The 14,560-nt window shown below is 68.4% G+C and carries 19 protein-coding genes and 1 tRNA gene; 18 read left to right on the plus strand and 2 right to left on the minus strand.

The window, feature by feature from the left end; genetic code table 11:
* The first annotated feature begins 66 nt into the window (after nt 1-66).
* The 5 genes from gluQRS (at nt 67) to H9L17_RS02410 (ending at nt 3,623) form a co-directional block, all read left to right on the plus strand.
* Complete coding sequence (gluQRS, locus tag H9L17_RS02390) at nt 67-969, plus strand: tRNA glutamyl-Q(34) synthetase GluQRS (RefSeq protein WP_187570785.1); 903 nt, start codon at nt 67-69, stop codon at nt 967-969.
* A gap of 49 nt (nt 970-1,018) precedes the next feature.
* On the plus strand, nt 1,019-1,759 hold the full coding sequence (phbB, locus tag H9L17_RS02395) for an acetoacetyl-CoA reductase (RefSeq protein ID WP_187570786.1): 741 nt from the start codon (nt 1,019-1,021) through the stop codon (nt 1,757-1,759).
* A gap of 123 nt (nt 1,760-1,882) precedes the next feature.
* Nucleotides 1,883-2,335 carry a cytochrome c gene (locus H9L17_RS02400; RefSeq protein WP_187570787.1) on the plus strand — a complete coding sequence of 151 codons (453 nt, stop codon included), beginning with the start codon at nt 1,883-1,885 and terminating at the stop codon, nt 2,333-2,335.
* 219 nt (nt 2,336-2,554) lie between these two features.
* Entirely contained in the window at nt 2,555-3,028 is a 474-nt protein-coding gene (locus H9L17_RS02405) for a glycine zipper 2TM domain-containing protein (protein WP_187570788.1), read from the plus strand.
* Nucleotides 3,029-3,122: 94 nt separating this feature from the next.
* The gene (locus H9L17_RS02410; protein WP_187570789.1) at nt 3,123-3,623 is read left to right on the plus strand and encodes a DUF456 domain-containing protein; all 501 of its coding nucleotides are present in this window, start codon (nt 3,123-3,125) and stop codon (nt 3,621-3,623) included.
* Between the two features lie 25 nt (nt 3,624-3,648).
* Here the strand turns inward: H9L17_RS02410 and H9L17_RS02415 are convergent, their stop codons facing one another.
* Together H9L17_RS02415 and H9L17_RS02420 are read right to left on the minus strand one after the other, a co-directional pair.
* A complete protein-coding gene (locus H9L17_RS02415; protein WP_187570790.1) occupies nt 3,649-4,539 on the minus strand; it encodes a M48 family metallopeptidase in 891 nt (296 codons plus the stop codon).
* A gap of 145 nt (nt 4,540-4,684) precedes the next feature.
* A complete protein-coding gene (locus H9L17_RS02420; RefSeq protein WP_246455144.1) occupies nt 4,685-6,523 on the minus strand; it encodes a formylglycine-generating enzyme family protein in 1,839 nt (612 codons plus the stop codon).
* A 91-nt stretch (nt 6,524-6,614) separates the two neighbouring features.
* Between H9L17_RS02420 and rnd the strand changes: the two genes are divergently transcribed.
* From rnd to H9L17_RS02485, 13 genes are all read left to right on the plus strand, one after another.
* Nucleotides 6,615-7,694: a ribonuclease D gene (rnd, locus tag H9L17_RS02425; RefSeq protein WP_187570791.1), complete on the plus strand. Its 1,080-nt coding sequence runs from the start codon at nt 6,615-6,617 to the stop codon at nt 7,692-7,694.
* A gap of 61 nt (nt 7,695-7,755) precedes the next feature.
* Nucleotides 7,756-7,831, plus strand: a tRNA-Ala gene (locus H9L17_RS02430).
* Nucleotides 7,832-8,016: 185 nt separating this feature from the next.
* Nucleotides 8,017-9,225, plus strand: a complete 1,209-nt coding sequence (locus H9L17_RS02435; protein WP_187570792.1) for a tyrosine-type recombinase/integrase — start codon at nt 8,017-8,019, stop codon at nt 9,223-9,225.
* 92 nt (nt 9,226-9,317) lie between these two features.
* Complete coding sequence (locus H9L17_RS02440) at nt 9,318-9,812, plus strand: hypothetical protein (protein WP_187570793.1); 495 nt, start codon at nt 9,318-9,320, stop codon at nt 9,810-9,812.
* A gap of 50 nt (nt 9,813-9,862) precedes the next feature.
* Nucleotides 9,863-10,090: a helix-turn-helix transcriptional regulator gene (locus tag H9L17_RS02445; protein ID WP_187570794.1), complete on the plus strand. Its 228-nt coding sequence runs from the start codon at nt 9,863-9,865 to the stop codon at nt 10,088-10,090.
* A gap of 295 nt (nt 10,091-10,385) precedes the next feature.
* The gene (locus H9L17_RS02450) at nt 10,386-10,637 is read left to right on the plus strand and encodes a hypothetical protein (protein ID WP_187570795.1); all 252 of its coding nucleotides are present in this window, start codon (nt 10,386-10,388) and stop codon (nt 10,635-10,637) included.
* A complete protein-coding gene (locus tag H9L17_RS02455; protein WP_187570796.1) occupies nt 10,634-10,888 on the plus strand; it encodes a hypothetical protein in 255 nt (84 codons plus the stop codon). Before H9L17_RS02450 ends, H9L17_RS02455 begins: the two co-directional genes overlap by 4 nt.
* On the plus strand, nt 10,881-11,195 hold the full coding sequence (locus H9L17_RS02460) for a hypothetical protein (RefSeq protein WP_187570797.1): 315 nt from the start codon (nt 10,881-10,883) through the stop codon (nt 11,193-11,195). The genes H9L17_RS02455 and H9L17_RS02460 overlap by 8 nt, the downstream gene beginning before the upstream one ends.
* Before the next feature lie 86 nt (nt 11,196-11,281).
* Nucleotides 11,282-11,590: a hypothetical protein gene (locus tag H9L17_RS02465; protein WP_187570798.1), complete on the plus strand. Its 309-nt coding sequence runs from the start codon at nt 11,282-11,284 to the stop codon at nt 11,588-11,590.
* A complete protein-coding gene (locus tag H9L17_RS02470; protein ID WP_187570799.1) occupies nt 11,577-13,133 on the plus strand; it encodes a hypothetical protein in 1,557 nt (518 codons plus the stop codon). Before H9L17_RS02465 ends, H9L17_RS02470 begins: the two co-directional genes overlap by 14 nt.
* Nucleotides 13,134-13,307: 174 nt before the next feature.
* Nucleotides 13,308-13,556 carry a hypothetical protein gene (locus H9L17_RS02475; protein WP_187570800.1) on the plus strand — a complete coding sequence of 83 codons (249 nt, stop codon included), beginning with the start codon at nt 13,308-13,310 and terminating at the stop codon, nt 13,554-13,556.
* A 133-nt stretch (nt 13,557-13,689) separates the two neighbouring features.
* A complete protein-coding gene (locus tag H9L17_RS02480; protein ID WP_187570801.1) occupies nt 13,690-14,247 on the plus strand; it encodes a hypothetical protein in 558 nt (185 codons plus the stop codon).
* A 10-nt stretch (nt 14,248-14,257) separates the two neighbouring features.
* The gene (locus H9L17_RS02485) at nt 14,258-14,557 is read left to right on the plus strand and encodes a hypothetical protein (protein ID WP_187570802.1); all 300 of its coding nucleotides are present in this window, start codon (nt 14,258-14,260) and stop codon (nt 14,555-14,557) included.
* Nucleotides 14,558-14,560 lie beyond the last annotated feature (3 nt).

Raw genomic sequence — 14,560 nt, forward strand, 5'->3', positions numbered from 1 at the left:
GGATGCGCGGCCTGTTCCGGTAGTGTGGCCGCAGTGACGCCAATTCAATCCGGATCCCTGAACGCCATGCCCGCCTATCGCGGCCGCTTCGCCCCGTCGCCCACCGGCCCGCTGCACGCCGGTTCGCTGCTGGCCGCGCTGGGCAGCTGGCTGCTGGCGCGGCAGGCCGGCGGGCAGTGGCTGGTGCGGATTGAGGACGTGGATCCGCCGCGCGAGGTCGCCGGCGCGGCGCAGGCGCAGTTGGCGACGCTGGCCGCGTTCGGCCTGCATCCGGACGGCGGCGTCGACTACCAGAGTGAGCGCGGCCACCTCTACTTGGCCGCGCTGGAGCGCCTGCTGGCCGACGGCCTCGCCTTCGAATGCCATTGCAGCCGCAGCGAGCTGGCGGCGGTCGGCGGCATCCACCGCCGCTGCGTGGCCGCGCAGCCGCGGCCCGATCCCGCCATCCGCCTGCGCGTGCCGGACGGCTGCGAGATCGCCTTCGACGACGCCGTGCACGGCCGCATCGTCCAGCGCGTGGACACGGAGGTCGGCGATTTCGTCCTGCGCCGCAGCGACGGCCTATGGGCCTACCAGCTCGCGGTGGTGGTGGACGACGCCGAGCAGGGCATCACCGACGTGGTGCGCGGCGCCGACCTGCTGGACTCCACCCCGCGCCAGCGCCTGCTGCAGCGCGCGCTGGGCCTGCCGACGCCGCGCTACGCGCACCTGCCGCTGCTGCTGGGCGCGGACGGCCGGAAGCTGTCGAAATCGGAGGCGGCGCTGCCGGTGTCCCTCGACGATCCGCTAGCCACCTTGCGCCTGCTGTGGGCCTGCCTCGGGCAGGCGCCGCTGGCGGACGAACGGACGCGGACGACAGCGGAGTTCCTGCGCGAAGCCGTCGCCGCCTTTCACCTGGAACGCGTGCCGACGCGGGCGCCGCCGGTCTCCGCCGCAGCGCACAACGCAAATGCAAACAGCCGTGCCTAGAATCGAAGCGAAGCGTCTTCCCCACCGCGCATTTCTCAAGGAGCAGTACATGACTTCCAGGGTTGCACTGGTCACCGGCGGCACCGGCGGCATCGGCACCGCCATCGTCAAGCGCCTGGCCGGCATGGGCCACAAGGTCGCCACCAACTACCGCAACGAGGAGAAGGCGCGCGCCTGGCAGGAAAAGATGAAGGCGGACGGTTACGACGTCGCCATCGTCAAGGGCGACGTGACCTCGCCGCAGGAGGCCGAGGCGATGGTGCGCGAGGTCGAGGCGACGCTCGGCCCGATCGACATCCTGGTCAACAACGCCGGCATCACCCGCGACGGCACCTTCCACAAGATGAAGGCCGACCAATGGGGCGACGTGATCAACACCAACCTCAACTCCTGCTTCAACGTCACCCGCCCGGTGATCGAGGGCATGCGCGAGCGCAAGTGGGGCCGGGTCATCCAGATCAGCTCGATCAACGGCCTAAAGGGGCAGTACGGGCAGGCCAACTACGCGGCGGCGAAGGCCGGCATGCACGGCTTCACCATTTCGCTGGCGCGCGAGAACGCCCGCAACGGCGTCACCGTCAACACCATCTCGCCCGGCTACATCGCCACCGACATGGTGATGGCGGTGCCGGAGGAAGTGCGCGCCAAGATCGTCGCCGACATCCCCACCGGCCGCCTCGGCACGCCGGAGGAGATCGCCTACGGCGTGGGCTTCCTGGCCGACGAGCAGGCCGGCTGGATCACCGGCTCCAACCTCGACATCAATGGCGGGCACCACATGGGCTGGTAAGGGGCGGCCACCACGCGTATGGCCTGCCGGACCGGAGGCCGATGCGCCGAGTGGTTACGGGAACGCGGCGGGTATGCCACCATCGACGCGCTTTCCCTCCCAGCCCATCGCCATGGAGACGCCATGTCCAATCCCGATCCCGCCAAGCCCGCTTCCGCACGTTCGTCCAACGCCGGGCGCTACCTGTTCCTGCTGATCCTCGGCCTGGTGGTCGGCGCGGTCGCCACGGTGATGCTGCTGCGCGCGCTGGAAGCCCGCAAGGACCATTTCCCCGGCGCGCTGATGGAAGTGCAGGGCTGGCACATGGGCCAGCTCAAGGCGGCGATGGAGCAGAACCGCTGCAACGCCACCGACGTGCTGCCGCATCTGCAGGCGCTGCGGACGATGGGCAATGATCTGGAACCGGCCTTCCCCGACCTGCGCGACGACGAGCGCTTCCGCACCGCCGCCGCGGCGATGCGGGCCGCCGCCGACAAGGCGATCGCGGCGCCGCCGCTGAGCTGCGAGAGTCTGGCGGCGACGATGAAATCGCTCGGCGATTCCTGCAAGGCCTGCCACCGCGATTTCCGCGGCTGAACCTCCGACCGGCACCGAACGAAGGCCGCCTCCGGGCGGCCTTCGCTTTTCCGGCCGGCGGCGAACGCGGCCCCGGCTTCACGCCGCATCCACCTCGGTGAACTCCCTCTGAGCGCCGGCCGCCGGATCGGGCGAATGTCGGCCGCTGTTCATGCAGCGGAGCACAGGATCGGGGTGTCACGGCCCCGCCGCGATCATCCCCATCGAAGGAGAAAGAACATGGCCGTTCGCATCCCCACCCTCTTCGGCACCGCCGCGCTCGCCCTGGCGCTGGGCGCCGGCACCGGCTGCGCCAGCACCGCGCCGTCCAGCTACGGCAACGACTACGGCGGCGGTTACGGCAACCGCTACGGCAACACCTGCAGCAACTGCGGCACCGTCACCAGCATCACCGTGGGCGGCGCGTCCGGCACCAAGGGCGCGGTCATCGGCGGCATCATCGGCGCGGTGGCCGGCCACGAGATTTCCTCGCACACCGGCGGCAGCAAGGGCAACCAGAACCTGTCCGCGGTGGCCGGCGCGGCCGCCGGCGCCGCTGCTGGCAACGCGATCCAGAAGAACCGCAGCGACGGTTACACCGTGCACGTGCGCATGGACGACGGCCGCACCACCACGGTGACGCAGATGAACGTCTCCGGCTTCCACGAGGGTTCGCGGGTCCGCATCGAAAACGGGCAGGCCTACCTGCAATAAGCGCATCGCGGCTGCACCACGAACGGCCCGCCCCCGGCGGGCCGTTCGCGCGTCCGGCTGGCAGAATGGTTCGACACCCCGCATGCGAGGCGACATGGACCCGACCGCGCTGTACTACCTGATCGCCGCCCTGCTGGTGCTGGTGGGCCTGGCCGGCACCGTGCTGCCGGCGCTGCCCGGCCTGCCGCTGATGTTCGCCGGCATGCTGCTGGCGGCGTGGGCCGGCGACTTCCGGCACGTCGGCGCGCCGACGCTGGCCGTGCTGGCGGTGCTGACCCTGATATCCGTGGCGGTGGATTTCTGGGCCACCGCGCACGGCGCCAAGCGCGTCGGCGCCAGCCGGATGGCGATGCTCGGCGCCGCCATCGGCACGCTGTTCGGGATCTTCCTCGGCCTGCCCGGCCTGCTGCTCGGCCCGTTCGCCGGCGCGGTGGCCGGCGAACTGCTGCATCGGCGCAACCTGCAGGCGGACACGCTGGGCCACGCCGCCAAGGTCGGCGCCGGCACCTGGCTCGGCATCCTGCTCGGCACCGCGCTCAAGCTGGCGCTGGCGTTCGCGATGCTGGGGCTGTTCGCGCTGGCGTGGTGGCTGTAGGCCGCCATGCCTTCCGAAAACCGGATCAGCGCATGCCCGCGCCCGCGGTGGCGGCGCTTTCGCAGAACTTCGCGCGATAGTCGAGCGCCTTCGGCATCAGCGCCTCCAGCTGCTGGATGCGGGTGCCGGCGCTGGGGTGGGTGGAGGCGAATTCCGGCGGCGCGCCGCCGCCCGAGTTCTTGTCCATGCGCTCCCACAGCGGCACCGCCTGCCGCGGATCGAAGCAGGCGGCGGCGGCCAGCATCAGGCCCAGTTCATCGGCCTGGGTCTCCTGGCTGCGCGCGTACGGCAGCGCGCTGCCATAGCCGTAGGCCTGCATCACCGTCTGCAGCGTGCCCGAATCCATGCCGCTGGCCGCACCGGCCATCTGCCCGAGCTGTTCCAGCTTGCCGCGGGTCATGCGCTGCGCGCCGTGGCGCAACAGGGCGTGGGCGATCTCGTGGCCCATCACCACCGCCATCGCATCGGCGTTCTGCGCCACCGGCAGCAGGCCGGTATAGACCGCCATCTTGCCGCCGGGCAGGCAGAACGCGTTGACTTGCTCGGACTGCAGCACCGTCACCTTCCAGTCGAAGGACTTCTCGATGTGGCTGGCCTGCAGGCCGTGTTCGGCGGCCAGCGCGTCGGACACCGGCGGGATCTTGGCGATCAGCCGCTGCGCGATGGCCGCCACCTGCTGCGATGCCTGCGCATCGGCAGGAAGGGGGCGCTCCTGCTGCAGCACTTCCTGGTAGGCCTGCAGGCCGAGCGCCTTTTCCTGCTCCGGCGAGATGCTCCTGTCGATCACCACCGCCTGCCCGGTCAGCGGGTCGATGCTGCGGTTGGAGAACCAGTAGTAGGCCGCATAGGCGGCGAACGCGAGCAGCACCCAGATGCGCAGGCCGCCCCTGCGGTTTCCCAACGGATTCTGGTTCATCGTGTCTTCCTCGTCCTGAGCGGATCGCCCGTTTCCAGGGGCAATACTAGAGCGTGCCATGGGGTTCCGCGTGCACGCCGGCCAGATCGGATCGCCGGAACCTGACGCCCTGCGCCACGGCTTCGCGGCATCGTCGGAAAGCGCCCTAGAGCTGCCGCACCAGCCGGAACCCCACCCGCGCGTTGGTGACGTCGACGCCGCCCGACATCCGCCAAGCCGAACGCGCCTGCGCCGGCGCGCTGGCCCAGGAGCCGCCGCGGTACATGCGGGTGCGGCAGCCCGGATTCACCCAGGCCGCGCCGTTCGCCGGCGCGCGCCGGTAGCCCTTGTGCCAGCAGTCCGCCACCCATTCGCTGACGTTGCCGGCCATGTCGTACAGGCCGAACGCGTTGGGCGCGAAGCTGCCGGCCGGCGCCGGCCCCCAGCGGCCGTCGCCGTAGCCGGGGAAGGCATTGCTCCAGCGTCGCCCCTGCGGCGACACGTCGCGGCCGCCGGCCAGGTTTTCCGACTCCGCCGGCGGCGCGCCGTTGCCCCAGGGATAGCGGCCCTGCACGCCCGCGCGCAGGGCGTATTCGAACTCCGCCTCGCTGGGCAGCCGGTAGTGCACGCCGGTCTGTTCCGACAGCCAGGCCGCGTAGGCCTCGGCGTCGCGCGCGGTGACGTGGATCACCGGCATGCCGTCGGCGGCCGGCCGGCCGTCGTAGCCGGAGCGCCAGTCGATGCCGCTGCCGCGCAGGAAGTTGCCGCTGCGCGCGTCGTAGGCCATCGAATGCCCGCGCTGGGTGGCGCGCGGCACGTAGCCGGTGGCCTCGACGAAGCGGCGGAACTGGCCGATCGTGATCTCGCGCCGGGTCATCGCGAAGCCGCGCTCGAAATCCACCCGGTGCCGCGGCTGTTCGTCCGCGCTGGCGTCCGGCTCGTCCGCCGCCGCGCCCATCAGGAAGCCGCCACGCGGCAGCACGCTCAGCTCCGGGCCGCGGCTGGCGTCGGGCATCTCGTCGGTGAACACCTGGCCGGGGCGGAACAGGCCGTAATGGCCGACCAGGTCGATGCGCTGGCGCAGCGCCACGCTGGCGGCGTCGCCGGGCAGCGCGATGCTCAGCATTTCGGCCAGCCGCTCGCGCGCGACCTGCAATCCGCCCGGATCGCCCAGCGCCATCAGCCCTTCGTCGCCCAGCCGGCGGATGCGGTCGGCGCGCAGCACCTCGATGCGTTCGCGCGCCGCGGGAATGGTCTGCGTGTCGTGGCGGACCCGCTCCGCGCGTGCCAGCTCCAGATAGGCGCCGTTGAAATCGCCGGCCGCCGCCTTCGCCTGCGCGCCGACGATCAGCGCCGATTCGACCGCGGCGATGCCGCGCTGCGCGCGCGCCTGCGCCGGCCACAGCGCCTGCGCCTTGCGAAACAGTTCCAGCGCGCCGCCCGGCGCGTCCAGGTTGCCGGCGCGCATGGCCCGCTCGCCGGCCATGCCCAGTTCGAACGCCTGCCCCACCCGGTCCACCGCATCCAGGTATTCCCGCACCTCCGGCTGCGCCGGCCACAGCGTGCGCAGCACCGTGCCGTGGCGCTGGGCGTAGCGCAGCGAGGCCAGGTCCTCGTCCTCCGCCAGCGCCGTCCACGCCTGCGACAGCAGCGCGGCCTGCGCCTTCTCCAGCAGGTGCGCGTCCTGTTCGTTGCCCGGCTGCGCCTTCTGCAAGGCCAGCAGCAGCGGGATGGCCGAGTCCGCGGTCTCGAACAGGTCGCCCTTCGCCAGCGCCCGGCGCGCGGCGGCGCGGGCCTTCGACGGACTGTCGACATGCACCTCGGGCAGCGTCCAGCTCAGCACCCCGGCCAGCGCGTCGTCGCCACTGATGCTCACCCGCCCTTCCTGCGCGGGCAGCCGTTCCTGCTTCGGCACCGGCACCCGCTCCAGCGCGGGCGCCGCCGGCTGCGGCTTGCAGCCCGCCAGCAGCACCAGCGCCACGATGAGGAAACCGCCTGCGCGCAAACCCTGCTCCCTGAATGCCGGCGACTGCCGGTCGATGACGTGAGGGCAACTTAGGACATGGGCCGGTGCCCGGCAACCGCATAATGTGCGGATGACGCACTGGATCGATACCCCCGACGCGCTGCGCGCGCGCCTCGTCAACCCTCCCGCCGCCATCGGCCTGGACACCGAATTCATCCGTGAGCGCACCTACTGGCCGCAGCTGGCGCTGGTGCAGATCGCCCTGGGCGAAACCGACGATGACATCCTGCTGGTCGACCCGCTGAAGCCCGGCATGTGCGAGGCGCTGGCCCCGCTGCTGGCCGACGCCTCCGTGCTCAAGCTGATGCACAGCCCCAGCGAGGACCTGGTGGCTTTCTGGCACGCCTGCAAGACGCTGCCGGCGCCGCTGTTCGACACCCAGGCTGCCGCCGCGCTGTGCGGACTGGGCGCGGGCCTCGGCTACCAGAAGCTGGTGCAGGCCGTCACCGGCGTCGAACTGGCGAAGGGCGAAACCCGCTCCGACTGGCTGCGCCGCCCGCTCTCGCCCGCCCAGCTCGACTACGCCGCCGACGACGTGCGCCACCTGCACGCCCTGCACCGCGAACTGCAATCGCGGCTGGCCGCCGCCGGCCGCGAAGCGTGGCTGGCCGAAGACAGCGCCCGCCAGCTCGCCAACGCCGCCAGCGACGAGGGCGACCGCTGGCCGCACCTGTCGATGCGCAGCGCCCAGTTCCTCGACGCCGCCGGCCAGCGCCGCCTGCTGCGACTGCTGCGCTGGCGCGAAACGCAGGCGCGCAGCAGCGACCGCCCGCGCAGCTGGATCCTCGACAACGAACTGGCGGCCACGCTGGCCCGCGCCAACCCCGCCGACCGCACCGCCTTCCAGAGGCTTCTGGACGCCGCCCCGAAAGCCCCGCGCGGCCTGCGCGACGCGCTCTGGCAGGCGCTGACCACGCCCCTGCCCGACGAAGCCGACGCCCCGCTGGCGCGCGGCGACGACCGCGACAAGAAGCAGCTGCGCGCCCTGCAGGACGCGGTCGCCGCCGTCGCCGCCGAACAGCAGCTGCCGGAAGGCGTACTGGCCTCGCGCAAGCTGCTGGAAGCCCTGCAGGACGGCGGCGGCTGGACCGGCCCGCTGGCCGGCTGGCGCCGCACCCTGCTGGAACCGCGCCTGTCGCCGCTGCTTTGAGCCGATGCAACGGACCAGTTGGCAGCGCGCGGAGGCATCCGTATAATCGCGCTTCCCTCTTGGGGCCATAGCTCAGCTGGGAGAGCGCGTCGTTCGCAATGACGAGGTCGGGAGTTCGATCCTCCCTGGCTCCACCAAGATCCAGAAAAAAGCCGGCCAAAAGCCGGCTTTTTTCTTGTCTGAAACCTAGTACTAGCGCGGCTTTTCTGGCCTTTCGGCTTCCAAGCGGTTCCAAGCGGTTCCAGCCAAAGCAAAGCTTCCGTGCGGGTAACTTTACGGGTAACTTTGACTTCCAGCGGGCCGACCCGCAGGAGTTACCCGCATGGCGCTCACGGACACCACCATCCGCAAGGCCAAACCCGGCGCCAAGCCGGTCAAGCTGGTGGACGGAAACGGCCTATTTCTGCTGTTGCAGCCGGCGGGTGGGCGCTGGTGGCGGTTCCGATACCGCTTCGGCGGCAAGGAGAAGATGCTCAGCCTGGGCACCTACCCCGCCGTCGGCCTACAGGACGCAAGAGACCGACGAGATGAGGCCCGCCGGTTGGTGGCCTCCGGGACGGACCCCAGCGCCAAACGCCAGACAGACAAGGATGCAAGCCACAAGGCCGCGGCCAACACCTTCGAGGCCGTCTCCCGCGAGTGGTACGCCAAGCAGAAGAAAAGCTGGACGGACAGCTACAGCTCCAAGGTCATCCGCCGGCTGGAGGCCGACATCTTCCCGTGGTTGGGCGCCCGTCCAATTGGCGGGATTACCGCCGCCGACCTGCTGAAGCACCTGGAACGCATCGAGGAACGCGGCGCCATCGAAACCGCGCACCGGGCGCTGCAGACATGCGGCGCGGTATTCCGCTACGCCATCCGCACCGGCCGCGCAGAAAACGATCCTTCCGGCGCGCTGAAGGGCGCGCTGACCCCATGGCGGCCCATGCCCTTCGCTGCGGCCACCACGCCGGCCGCCGCTGCCGACCTGTTGCGCAAGATCGACACCAGCACCAGCCGCATCGTGACCCGCAGTGCCCTGCGCTTGGCGCCGCTGCTATTCGCCCGGCCCGGCGAGATCGTCCGCATGCGCTGGGAGGAACTGGATCTGGACGCCGGCCAGTGGCGCTATTTCGTCACCAAGACGCAGCGCACGCACATCGCCGCGCTGTCCGCGCAGGCGGTCGCCATTCTGCGCGACCTGCAAGCGGTGACCGGGCGCAAGGAGTACGTGTTCCCCGGCGCGCGCGAACCACGCCACCACATGAGCGGCAACGCCATCCTGGTGGCCGCGCGCCGCGCTGGCGTGGAAAAGGACGAAAGCACCATCCACGGCTTCCGGCACATGGCCAGCACCCTGCTCAACGAAATGGGGCGCTGGAACCCCGACGCAATCGAGGCCGCGCTCACGCACAAGATGCCGGGCGTGCGCGGGATCTACAATCAAGCGCAGTACCTGGACGAGCGCAAGCGCATGATGCAGGCGTGGGCCGATTACCTGGACGTGCTGCGCGCAGGCGCCAACGTGGTGCCAATCAAGCGCAGCGCCTGACCCAACACGCCGCGGCTAGGCCGGCCAGCCGAACACGGGGCACCTTCCCCCGCCGCCGCGGCGCTCTTTTGAAGGGCGCGGAGGTGCGCGCGGTGGCAACCGATCCGAATACTGGAATTGACCTCGACGCGGAATTCGAGCGCTTCCGGATCTGCTTTGAGCAAGGCGACAAGAGCTGTGCGCTACACGCGCTCGCGTTCGCGTGCTACTTCGATAGCAGGCCGCCAAGGTGGGCGATTGAGCACGTGATTACAGGCTATCGAAACTGGCATGGCGCGGAGGTCCGCACCTTGGATGAGGCGCTCGGCATTGAAAGGCCGAAGGGCTGGCGGCTCGGGCCTGCTAGAAATGCCGCGCGCCACGGTGGCGCCATCTTCGTCGAGGTCAATAAGCTGCTGGAGAAAGTAGATTTCACCGACGATGTTTTCCATACAGTGGGTCAGCGTCGCGGTATCGGAAAGACGGCGACGAGCGAGATCTACTACGGCGAATTGCAAGCTTTGGAGCGTCGCCAGCCAGGTATTGGCAAAGCCGTGAAAGCAAGCCGGAAAAAATCACGAAATCCGGCAAGACAAGCCAAGCGGTAACGACAAAGCTGCACCCGACGCAACAAGCAACTAGCTCGGAGTGCACGCAAATGGAATCCACCTCCCCGCCCCTGCTGATGCCGGGCGATCGATTGCTGGGCCTGCCCGAACTCAAGCGCCTCTATCCCAAGAGCACGAGCGGCATCTATGCCGAGATCCGCGCTGGCAAATTCGTCGCGCCGGTACGCATCGGCCGCAACCGTGTCGCTTGGATCGAAAGCCAAGTCCTGGAGCACCTCAACCGACTGATTACATCTGCCGGCGAAGCGGCAGCGTGACCATGGGCGCAGTGTTGACACAGCCTGCATGCGGGCGTACAAATCGCCGTGCTGCCTACATGCAGCCGGGTTTGGCGACCCGAGTACTCAGGCGCGCAAGCGCCCATCCACGATGCTGGCGCTTTTTTCATGCCCGCATTGTCGGGCGCGCACGCACGTTCGCAGTTTTGCGGCGGGCGGCGCGGGGAGGCCGCAAGGCCTGCCGGTCCCTGAGTCCGGTTCGCCAACCCCGTGTCGCCCGCCACCCTTTGCGCAATGCAGGGGCGGCGGTCATCCAACACACGGAGACCGCACCATGAACGCGAAAGAAGAATCCGCACTCATCCTGGCCAATGGCCATGCCGATGACGTCAAGACCGTACTGCTGGAAAACGCACGCTGGATCATCGCCCTGTTCAAGGCAATCGAACGCTGCGACGACGATGCCGACCGGTACGCCTTGGCCGGCATCGGCCAGTACGTTGCCGATCACGGCTGGGCAAACATCGATGCTGACCTGGACCAGCTGAAAGCTGAGCTAACCAAGCTGCGCGAGGTGGCCGCATGAAGCGCCTGACCCACTACATCGGTATCGGCCGCGCCGGGATGATCGTGCAGTTCCCGGACTCCGAAATGGAGCCGTGCAAGGACTTGGCCTTGGAGCTATGCAGAGCGGCCAACGCGGTGGCACGCAACGCCGTCATCGAGCATGAGCGCGCCGACACGGCCCCCGCGCAGACCGCCGCGACGCTGGTAGCACTGGAAGTCCTGACCGGCTTCGCCACTGCCTTGACGCAGGAGGCGCAGACTCATGGATGAGCTCGACTTCAGCACATCGCTGACCCATGTTGACTGGGAAAAGCTGGGCACGCGTGGGCATGAAATCCGTATCGGCGACGCAACTTGCTTGGAGCGGCTGGCCCAAGGCGCTTATGCGTGCGATGCGATTTCCCGGCTGCTGCTCATGTCGGACAACGAGGCCGGCTGCCAAGGCACGCATCCGATCAATGGCAACATCGTGGGTGGACTGCATCACGCGCTGAATGTGATTGCAGGATCGATGCAGGACGACATATTCGCCTTGGCAAATCGTCTGCGCGACAAGCCGGAAGGCGCCGCACAATGATCCGGCACCGCGCCAGGCGCCCGCATTACTTGCGCGTGCTGCTGGACGCGCAGCCGCGTTCCGTGCAAGCGCGCGGGCCTGCGCCCATGCCGCCCGACCCGCCGGAAGGGCCGGATGTGGCGCTGGAACGCCTGTGGCTGCCTCCCCGCAAACCCGTGCGGCCCGCCGCCGCCGTACGCAAATCCCTGCGCTCGGCGTTGGCCGGCGCGGCGGTCATGCTGGAACACGTGGATGCCGCGGGTTCGCGATTTCCGCAGCGTGCGGACAAGGCGGCCAACGCGCTTGCCGTCTACGCCGGCAAGTTGACCGCGCTGACCGACGAACTGAAGCGGGCCGTGTACTGCGAACGTCAGCGCGATCTCTGGCGCAAGGGAAAGCCCTATGACGCCCGCTGACACGCCCGGCAAGGAAAGCGCCCGCAAGCGCGCCGCCAAACGCAGCATCACGGTCATCCATGGATCGCCGCGGGCTTCGGGCCGCGGCGAGGACCGCGCGCCCGGCAGCGTGAGCCTGTACGACGCCGACGGCCGCAAGCGCCCGCAGGCGGATGTGCTGCTGGAGATCGGGCGCCGACATCGCCTGTTCCGGGACCCGGGCGGCGATGCCTATGCGCAAGTGTTGCGCGACGGCCATCTGGAAGTGCACGCGGTGGAGTCCAAGGGCTATCGCGAACACCTGGCTGCGGAGTACTACGCCGCGGCGAACAAGGGCTGCAGTCGCAGCGCCATGACGGACGCCATCGATACGCTGGCCGCGCAAGCGCGGTTTGCGGGCGATGCACGCACCGTATGGCTGCGCACGGCGCGCGAGGATGGTGCGTTGGTCATCGATCGCGGCGACCCGGGTTGGTCCGAGATCCATCTAGATTTTGCGGGGTGGGAAGTCACCACAGGCGGTGGCGTCATGTTCCGTCGGGCGCATCGCATGCTGCCATTGCCATTGCCGGATGAAGCCGAACATTCGGCCACCGCGTTTGCGCGGCTCTGGAAGTACGCCAACGTGGCACCAGCCGACCGCGTGCTGGTGGCTGCTTTCATTCTGGGCGCCTTCAAGCCGGAGGGGCCGTATCCGCTGCTCATGGTGAGCGGCGAACAAGGCACCGGCAAAAGCACGTTCTCGCGCCTGCTGAAACGGCTTATCGATCCATCCGCCGCACCACTGCGCCAACCACCGAAGGAACCGCGCGACGTGCTGGTGGCGGCGATCAACACCTGGCTGTTGTGCCTGGACAACCTGAGTTGGCTTCCGCCGGAACTCAGCGACACGCTTTGCCGTATTTCCACCGGCGGCGCCATCTCGGAGCGCACGCTGTTCTCCAACCTGGACGAAACCCTGGTGGAAGTGCAGCGACCCGTCGTCATGAACGGTATCGAAGAATTGGCAACGCGCCCGGACCTTGCCCAGCGCGGCATCCATATCGAACTGGAACCGGTCAAGCGCGTCATGCCAGAAGCGCAGCTGTTCCGCGAGTTTGATACCGATGCGCCGGGCATCTTCGGCGCCATCCTCAACGCGCTCGCACTGAGCCTGAGCACGCACGAACGGGTCGCGCTGGACCCGATGCCGCGTATGGCCGACTTCGCCCGCTGGGCTGCGGCTGGCATGGATGCGCTGGGCTACTCCACCGGCGAATTCCTGGACGCCTACCAGGCGAACCAGAACGCCGGGCTGCGGCTAGGGCTGGACAGTTCGCCAGTCGGACGGGCGCTGCTGCAGTTCATGCAGGGGCGCAACGAATGGCGCGGCACGGCCACTGACCTGCTGCATGAGATCGGTGCGCTGCCCGGTGTCGACCAACGATCCAAGCAGTGGCCACGTACAGCACGGGCACTGTCCGCCGCGCTCACTCGGCTTGGGCCAGCGATGCGAACGGCGGGCATTGAACGCGAACACGAACGGTCATCGGCGGAAAGAACAATCCATCTTTTCCATTTGTAGCGTCATTGCGTCATTGCGTCATTTCAGCAAGAAAAGCCCTTGATTCATGCGGTTTGTGCGAATGACACAAAGTGACGAAATGACGAAAGCGCATGTTGGTGACAAAGCGAATGACGGGCCGTAACGCTACTGGATTCCTTATTTTTCCTTTCAGTTTCAATGGGTAACACGCAAATGACGAACGCGACGCAAATTCCGGCCAATGCCCAAGCGCTGCCGGACTACGTGGCCCGGCTCCTGGGCTTGCCCCGCATCTCGCCCGGCAGCGTCGCGCGCATGATCATGGTCCACGCCGACCACTGCAGACGAACCCAAGGCGAGGCGTGCACCTGCATTCCCGACATGACCCTGCAGCTTGAAGACGGCCACCAGTTGGACGTGGACGCAACCGGCCATGCCGGCGAGGCGGTCAAGGCATCGTGATGTTTCACGGGAATCAAATGCACGCGGCCATCGGCCCGATTGGCTTTGCAGGTTCTCCCGAAAGAGAGCCTGTTGCGGGTAATTCTGGCCGCGATTGCGGGCTGTTCAGCGACTTTCCTAAAGGGGGTATTCCATGCTTGACCTTGCATCCACTGTGACTCAGACCCGCTTCGGTGAGCTTGTAGGCGTGACCCAGCCCACGGTGTCGGATCTCTGCACGCGCGGCATCCTGCGCGAAGGCGCATCTGTCGCCGAATGGCTGCGCGCCTATTGCGACCGCCTGCGCGAGGTGGCCGCCGGGCGGCTTGGCCGCGAGTCCGGCCTCGACCTGGTGCAGGAGCGCGCCGCACTGGCACGGGAGCAACGCGAGGGGCAGGCAATCAAGAACGCCGTGGCGCGCAAGGAATACGCGCCCATCGGCCTGCTGGCCGACGTGCTGGGCATGGCCTCCAGTGCCGTCGTGGATCGCTTCGACCAGTTGGAGGGTGCGTTGCGCAAGGTCGCACCGGACCTGCCGGACGCAGCGAAAACCACTGTGCTGCAAGTCATCGCCGACGCGCGCAACGCATGGATTAGCGAAACCGCTGCCATCGTGTCCGATGCCGTCGACGCGATGGGGAATGCCGATACCGATGAAACCGACGACGACGCCAACCCCGCGCCATCCCCAGCCCCGCAACCCACCACCTGAAGGAAAGCCAATGGACCGCAAGATGTACGTGCCCGAACCGCCCGCATTGAACGCCGCGCGATTGACTGATCCGACCTACACCATCCGCGGCCTTTCGGAACGTGGCAGCGTGCTGGTGCATTTCGACCCCGCTCGCAATTGCGGCGGCGTCTGCTTTCTGGCTGGCGAAGTATGGGCCGTGTGGGGGCCCATGACCTTCGGCGAATTCGTATCCTCGCTGGGAAGCCGAGGCATCCGCATTGCGGACTGCGATGACCTGGCGCGCTGGGTGCTGTCCTGCACCAGCGTGCCCGGAGAGGCGACGCACTGACCG

This window comes from Thermomonas brevis (genome assembly GCF_014395425.1).
GTDB classification, from domain to species: Bacteria; Pseudomonadota; Gammaproteobacteria; order Xanthomonadales; family Xanthomonadaceae; genus Thermomonas; species Thermomonas brevis.

Coding starts and splice junctions, on each gene's coding strand:
- gluQRS (WP_187570785.1), top strand. CDS start 67: ATGCCCGCCTATCGCGGCCGCTTCGCCCCGTCGCCCACCGGCCCGCTG.
- phbB (WP_187570786.1), top strand. CDS start 1,019: ATGACTTCCAGGGTTGCACTGGTCACCGGCGGCACCGGCGGCATCGGC.
- H9L17_RS02400 (WP_187570787.1), top strand. CDS start 1,883: ATGTCCAATCCCGATCCCGCCAAGCCCGCTTCCGCACGTTCGTCCAAC.
- H9L17_RS02405 (WP_187570788.1), top strand. CDS start 2,555: ATGGCCGTTCGCATCCCCACCCTCTTCGGCACCGCCGCGCTCGCCCTG.
- H9L17_RS02410 (WP_187570789.1), top strand. CDS start 3,123: ATGGACCCGACCGCGCTGTACTACCTGATCGCCGCCCTGCTGGTGCTG.
- H9L17_RS02415 (WP_187570790.1), bottom strand. CDS start 4,539: ATGAACCAGAATCCGTTGGGAAACCGCAGGGGCGGCCTGCGCATCTGG.
- rnd (WP_187570791.1), top strand. CDS start 6,615: ATGACGCACTGGATCGATACCCCCGACGCGCTGCGCGCGCGCCTCGTC.
- H9L17_RS02435 (WP_187570792.1), top strand. CDS start 8,017: ATGGCGCTCACGGACACCACCATCCGCAAGGCCAAACCCGGCGCCAAG.
- H9L17_RS02445 (WP_187570794.1), top strand. CDS start 9,863: ATGGAATCCACCTCCCCGCCCCTGCTGATGCCGGGCGATCGATTGCTG.
- H9L17_RS02450 (WP_187570795.1), top strand. CDS start 10,386: ATGAACGCGAAAGAAGAATCCGCACTCATCCTGGCCAATGGCCATGCC.
- H9L17_RS02455 (WP_187570796.1), top strand. CDS start 10,634: ATGAAGCGCCTGACCCACTACATCGGTATCGGCCGCGCCGGGATGATC.
- H9L17_RS02460 (WP_187570797.1), top strand. CDS start 10,881: ATGGATGAGCTCGACTTCAGCACATCGCTGACCCATGTTGACTGGGAA.
- H9L17_RS02465 (WP_187570798.1), top strand. CDS start 11,282: ATGCCGCCCGACCCGCCGGAAGGGCCGGATGTGGCGCTGGAACGCCTG.
- H9L17_RS02470 (WP_187570799.1), top strand. CDS start 11,577: ATGACGCCCGCTGACACGCCCGGCAAGGAAAGCGCCCGCAAGCGCGCC.
- H9L17_RS02475 (WP_187570800.1), top strand. CDS start 13,308: ATGACGAACGCGACGCAAATTCCGGCCAATGCCCAAGCGCTGCCGGAC.
- H9L17_RS02480 (WP_187570801.1), top strand. CDS start 13,690: ATGCTTGACCTTGCATCCACTGTGACTCAGACCCGCTTCGGTGAGCTT.
- H9L17_RS02485 (WP_187570802.1), top strand. CDS start 14,258: ATGGACCGCAAGATGTACGTGCCCGAACCGCCCGCATTGAACGCCGCG.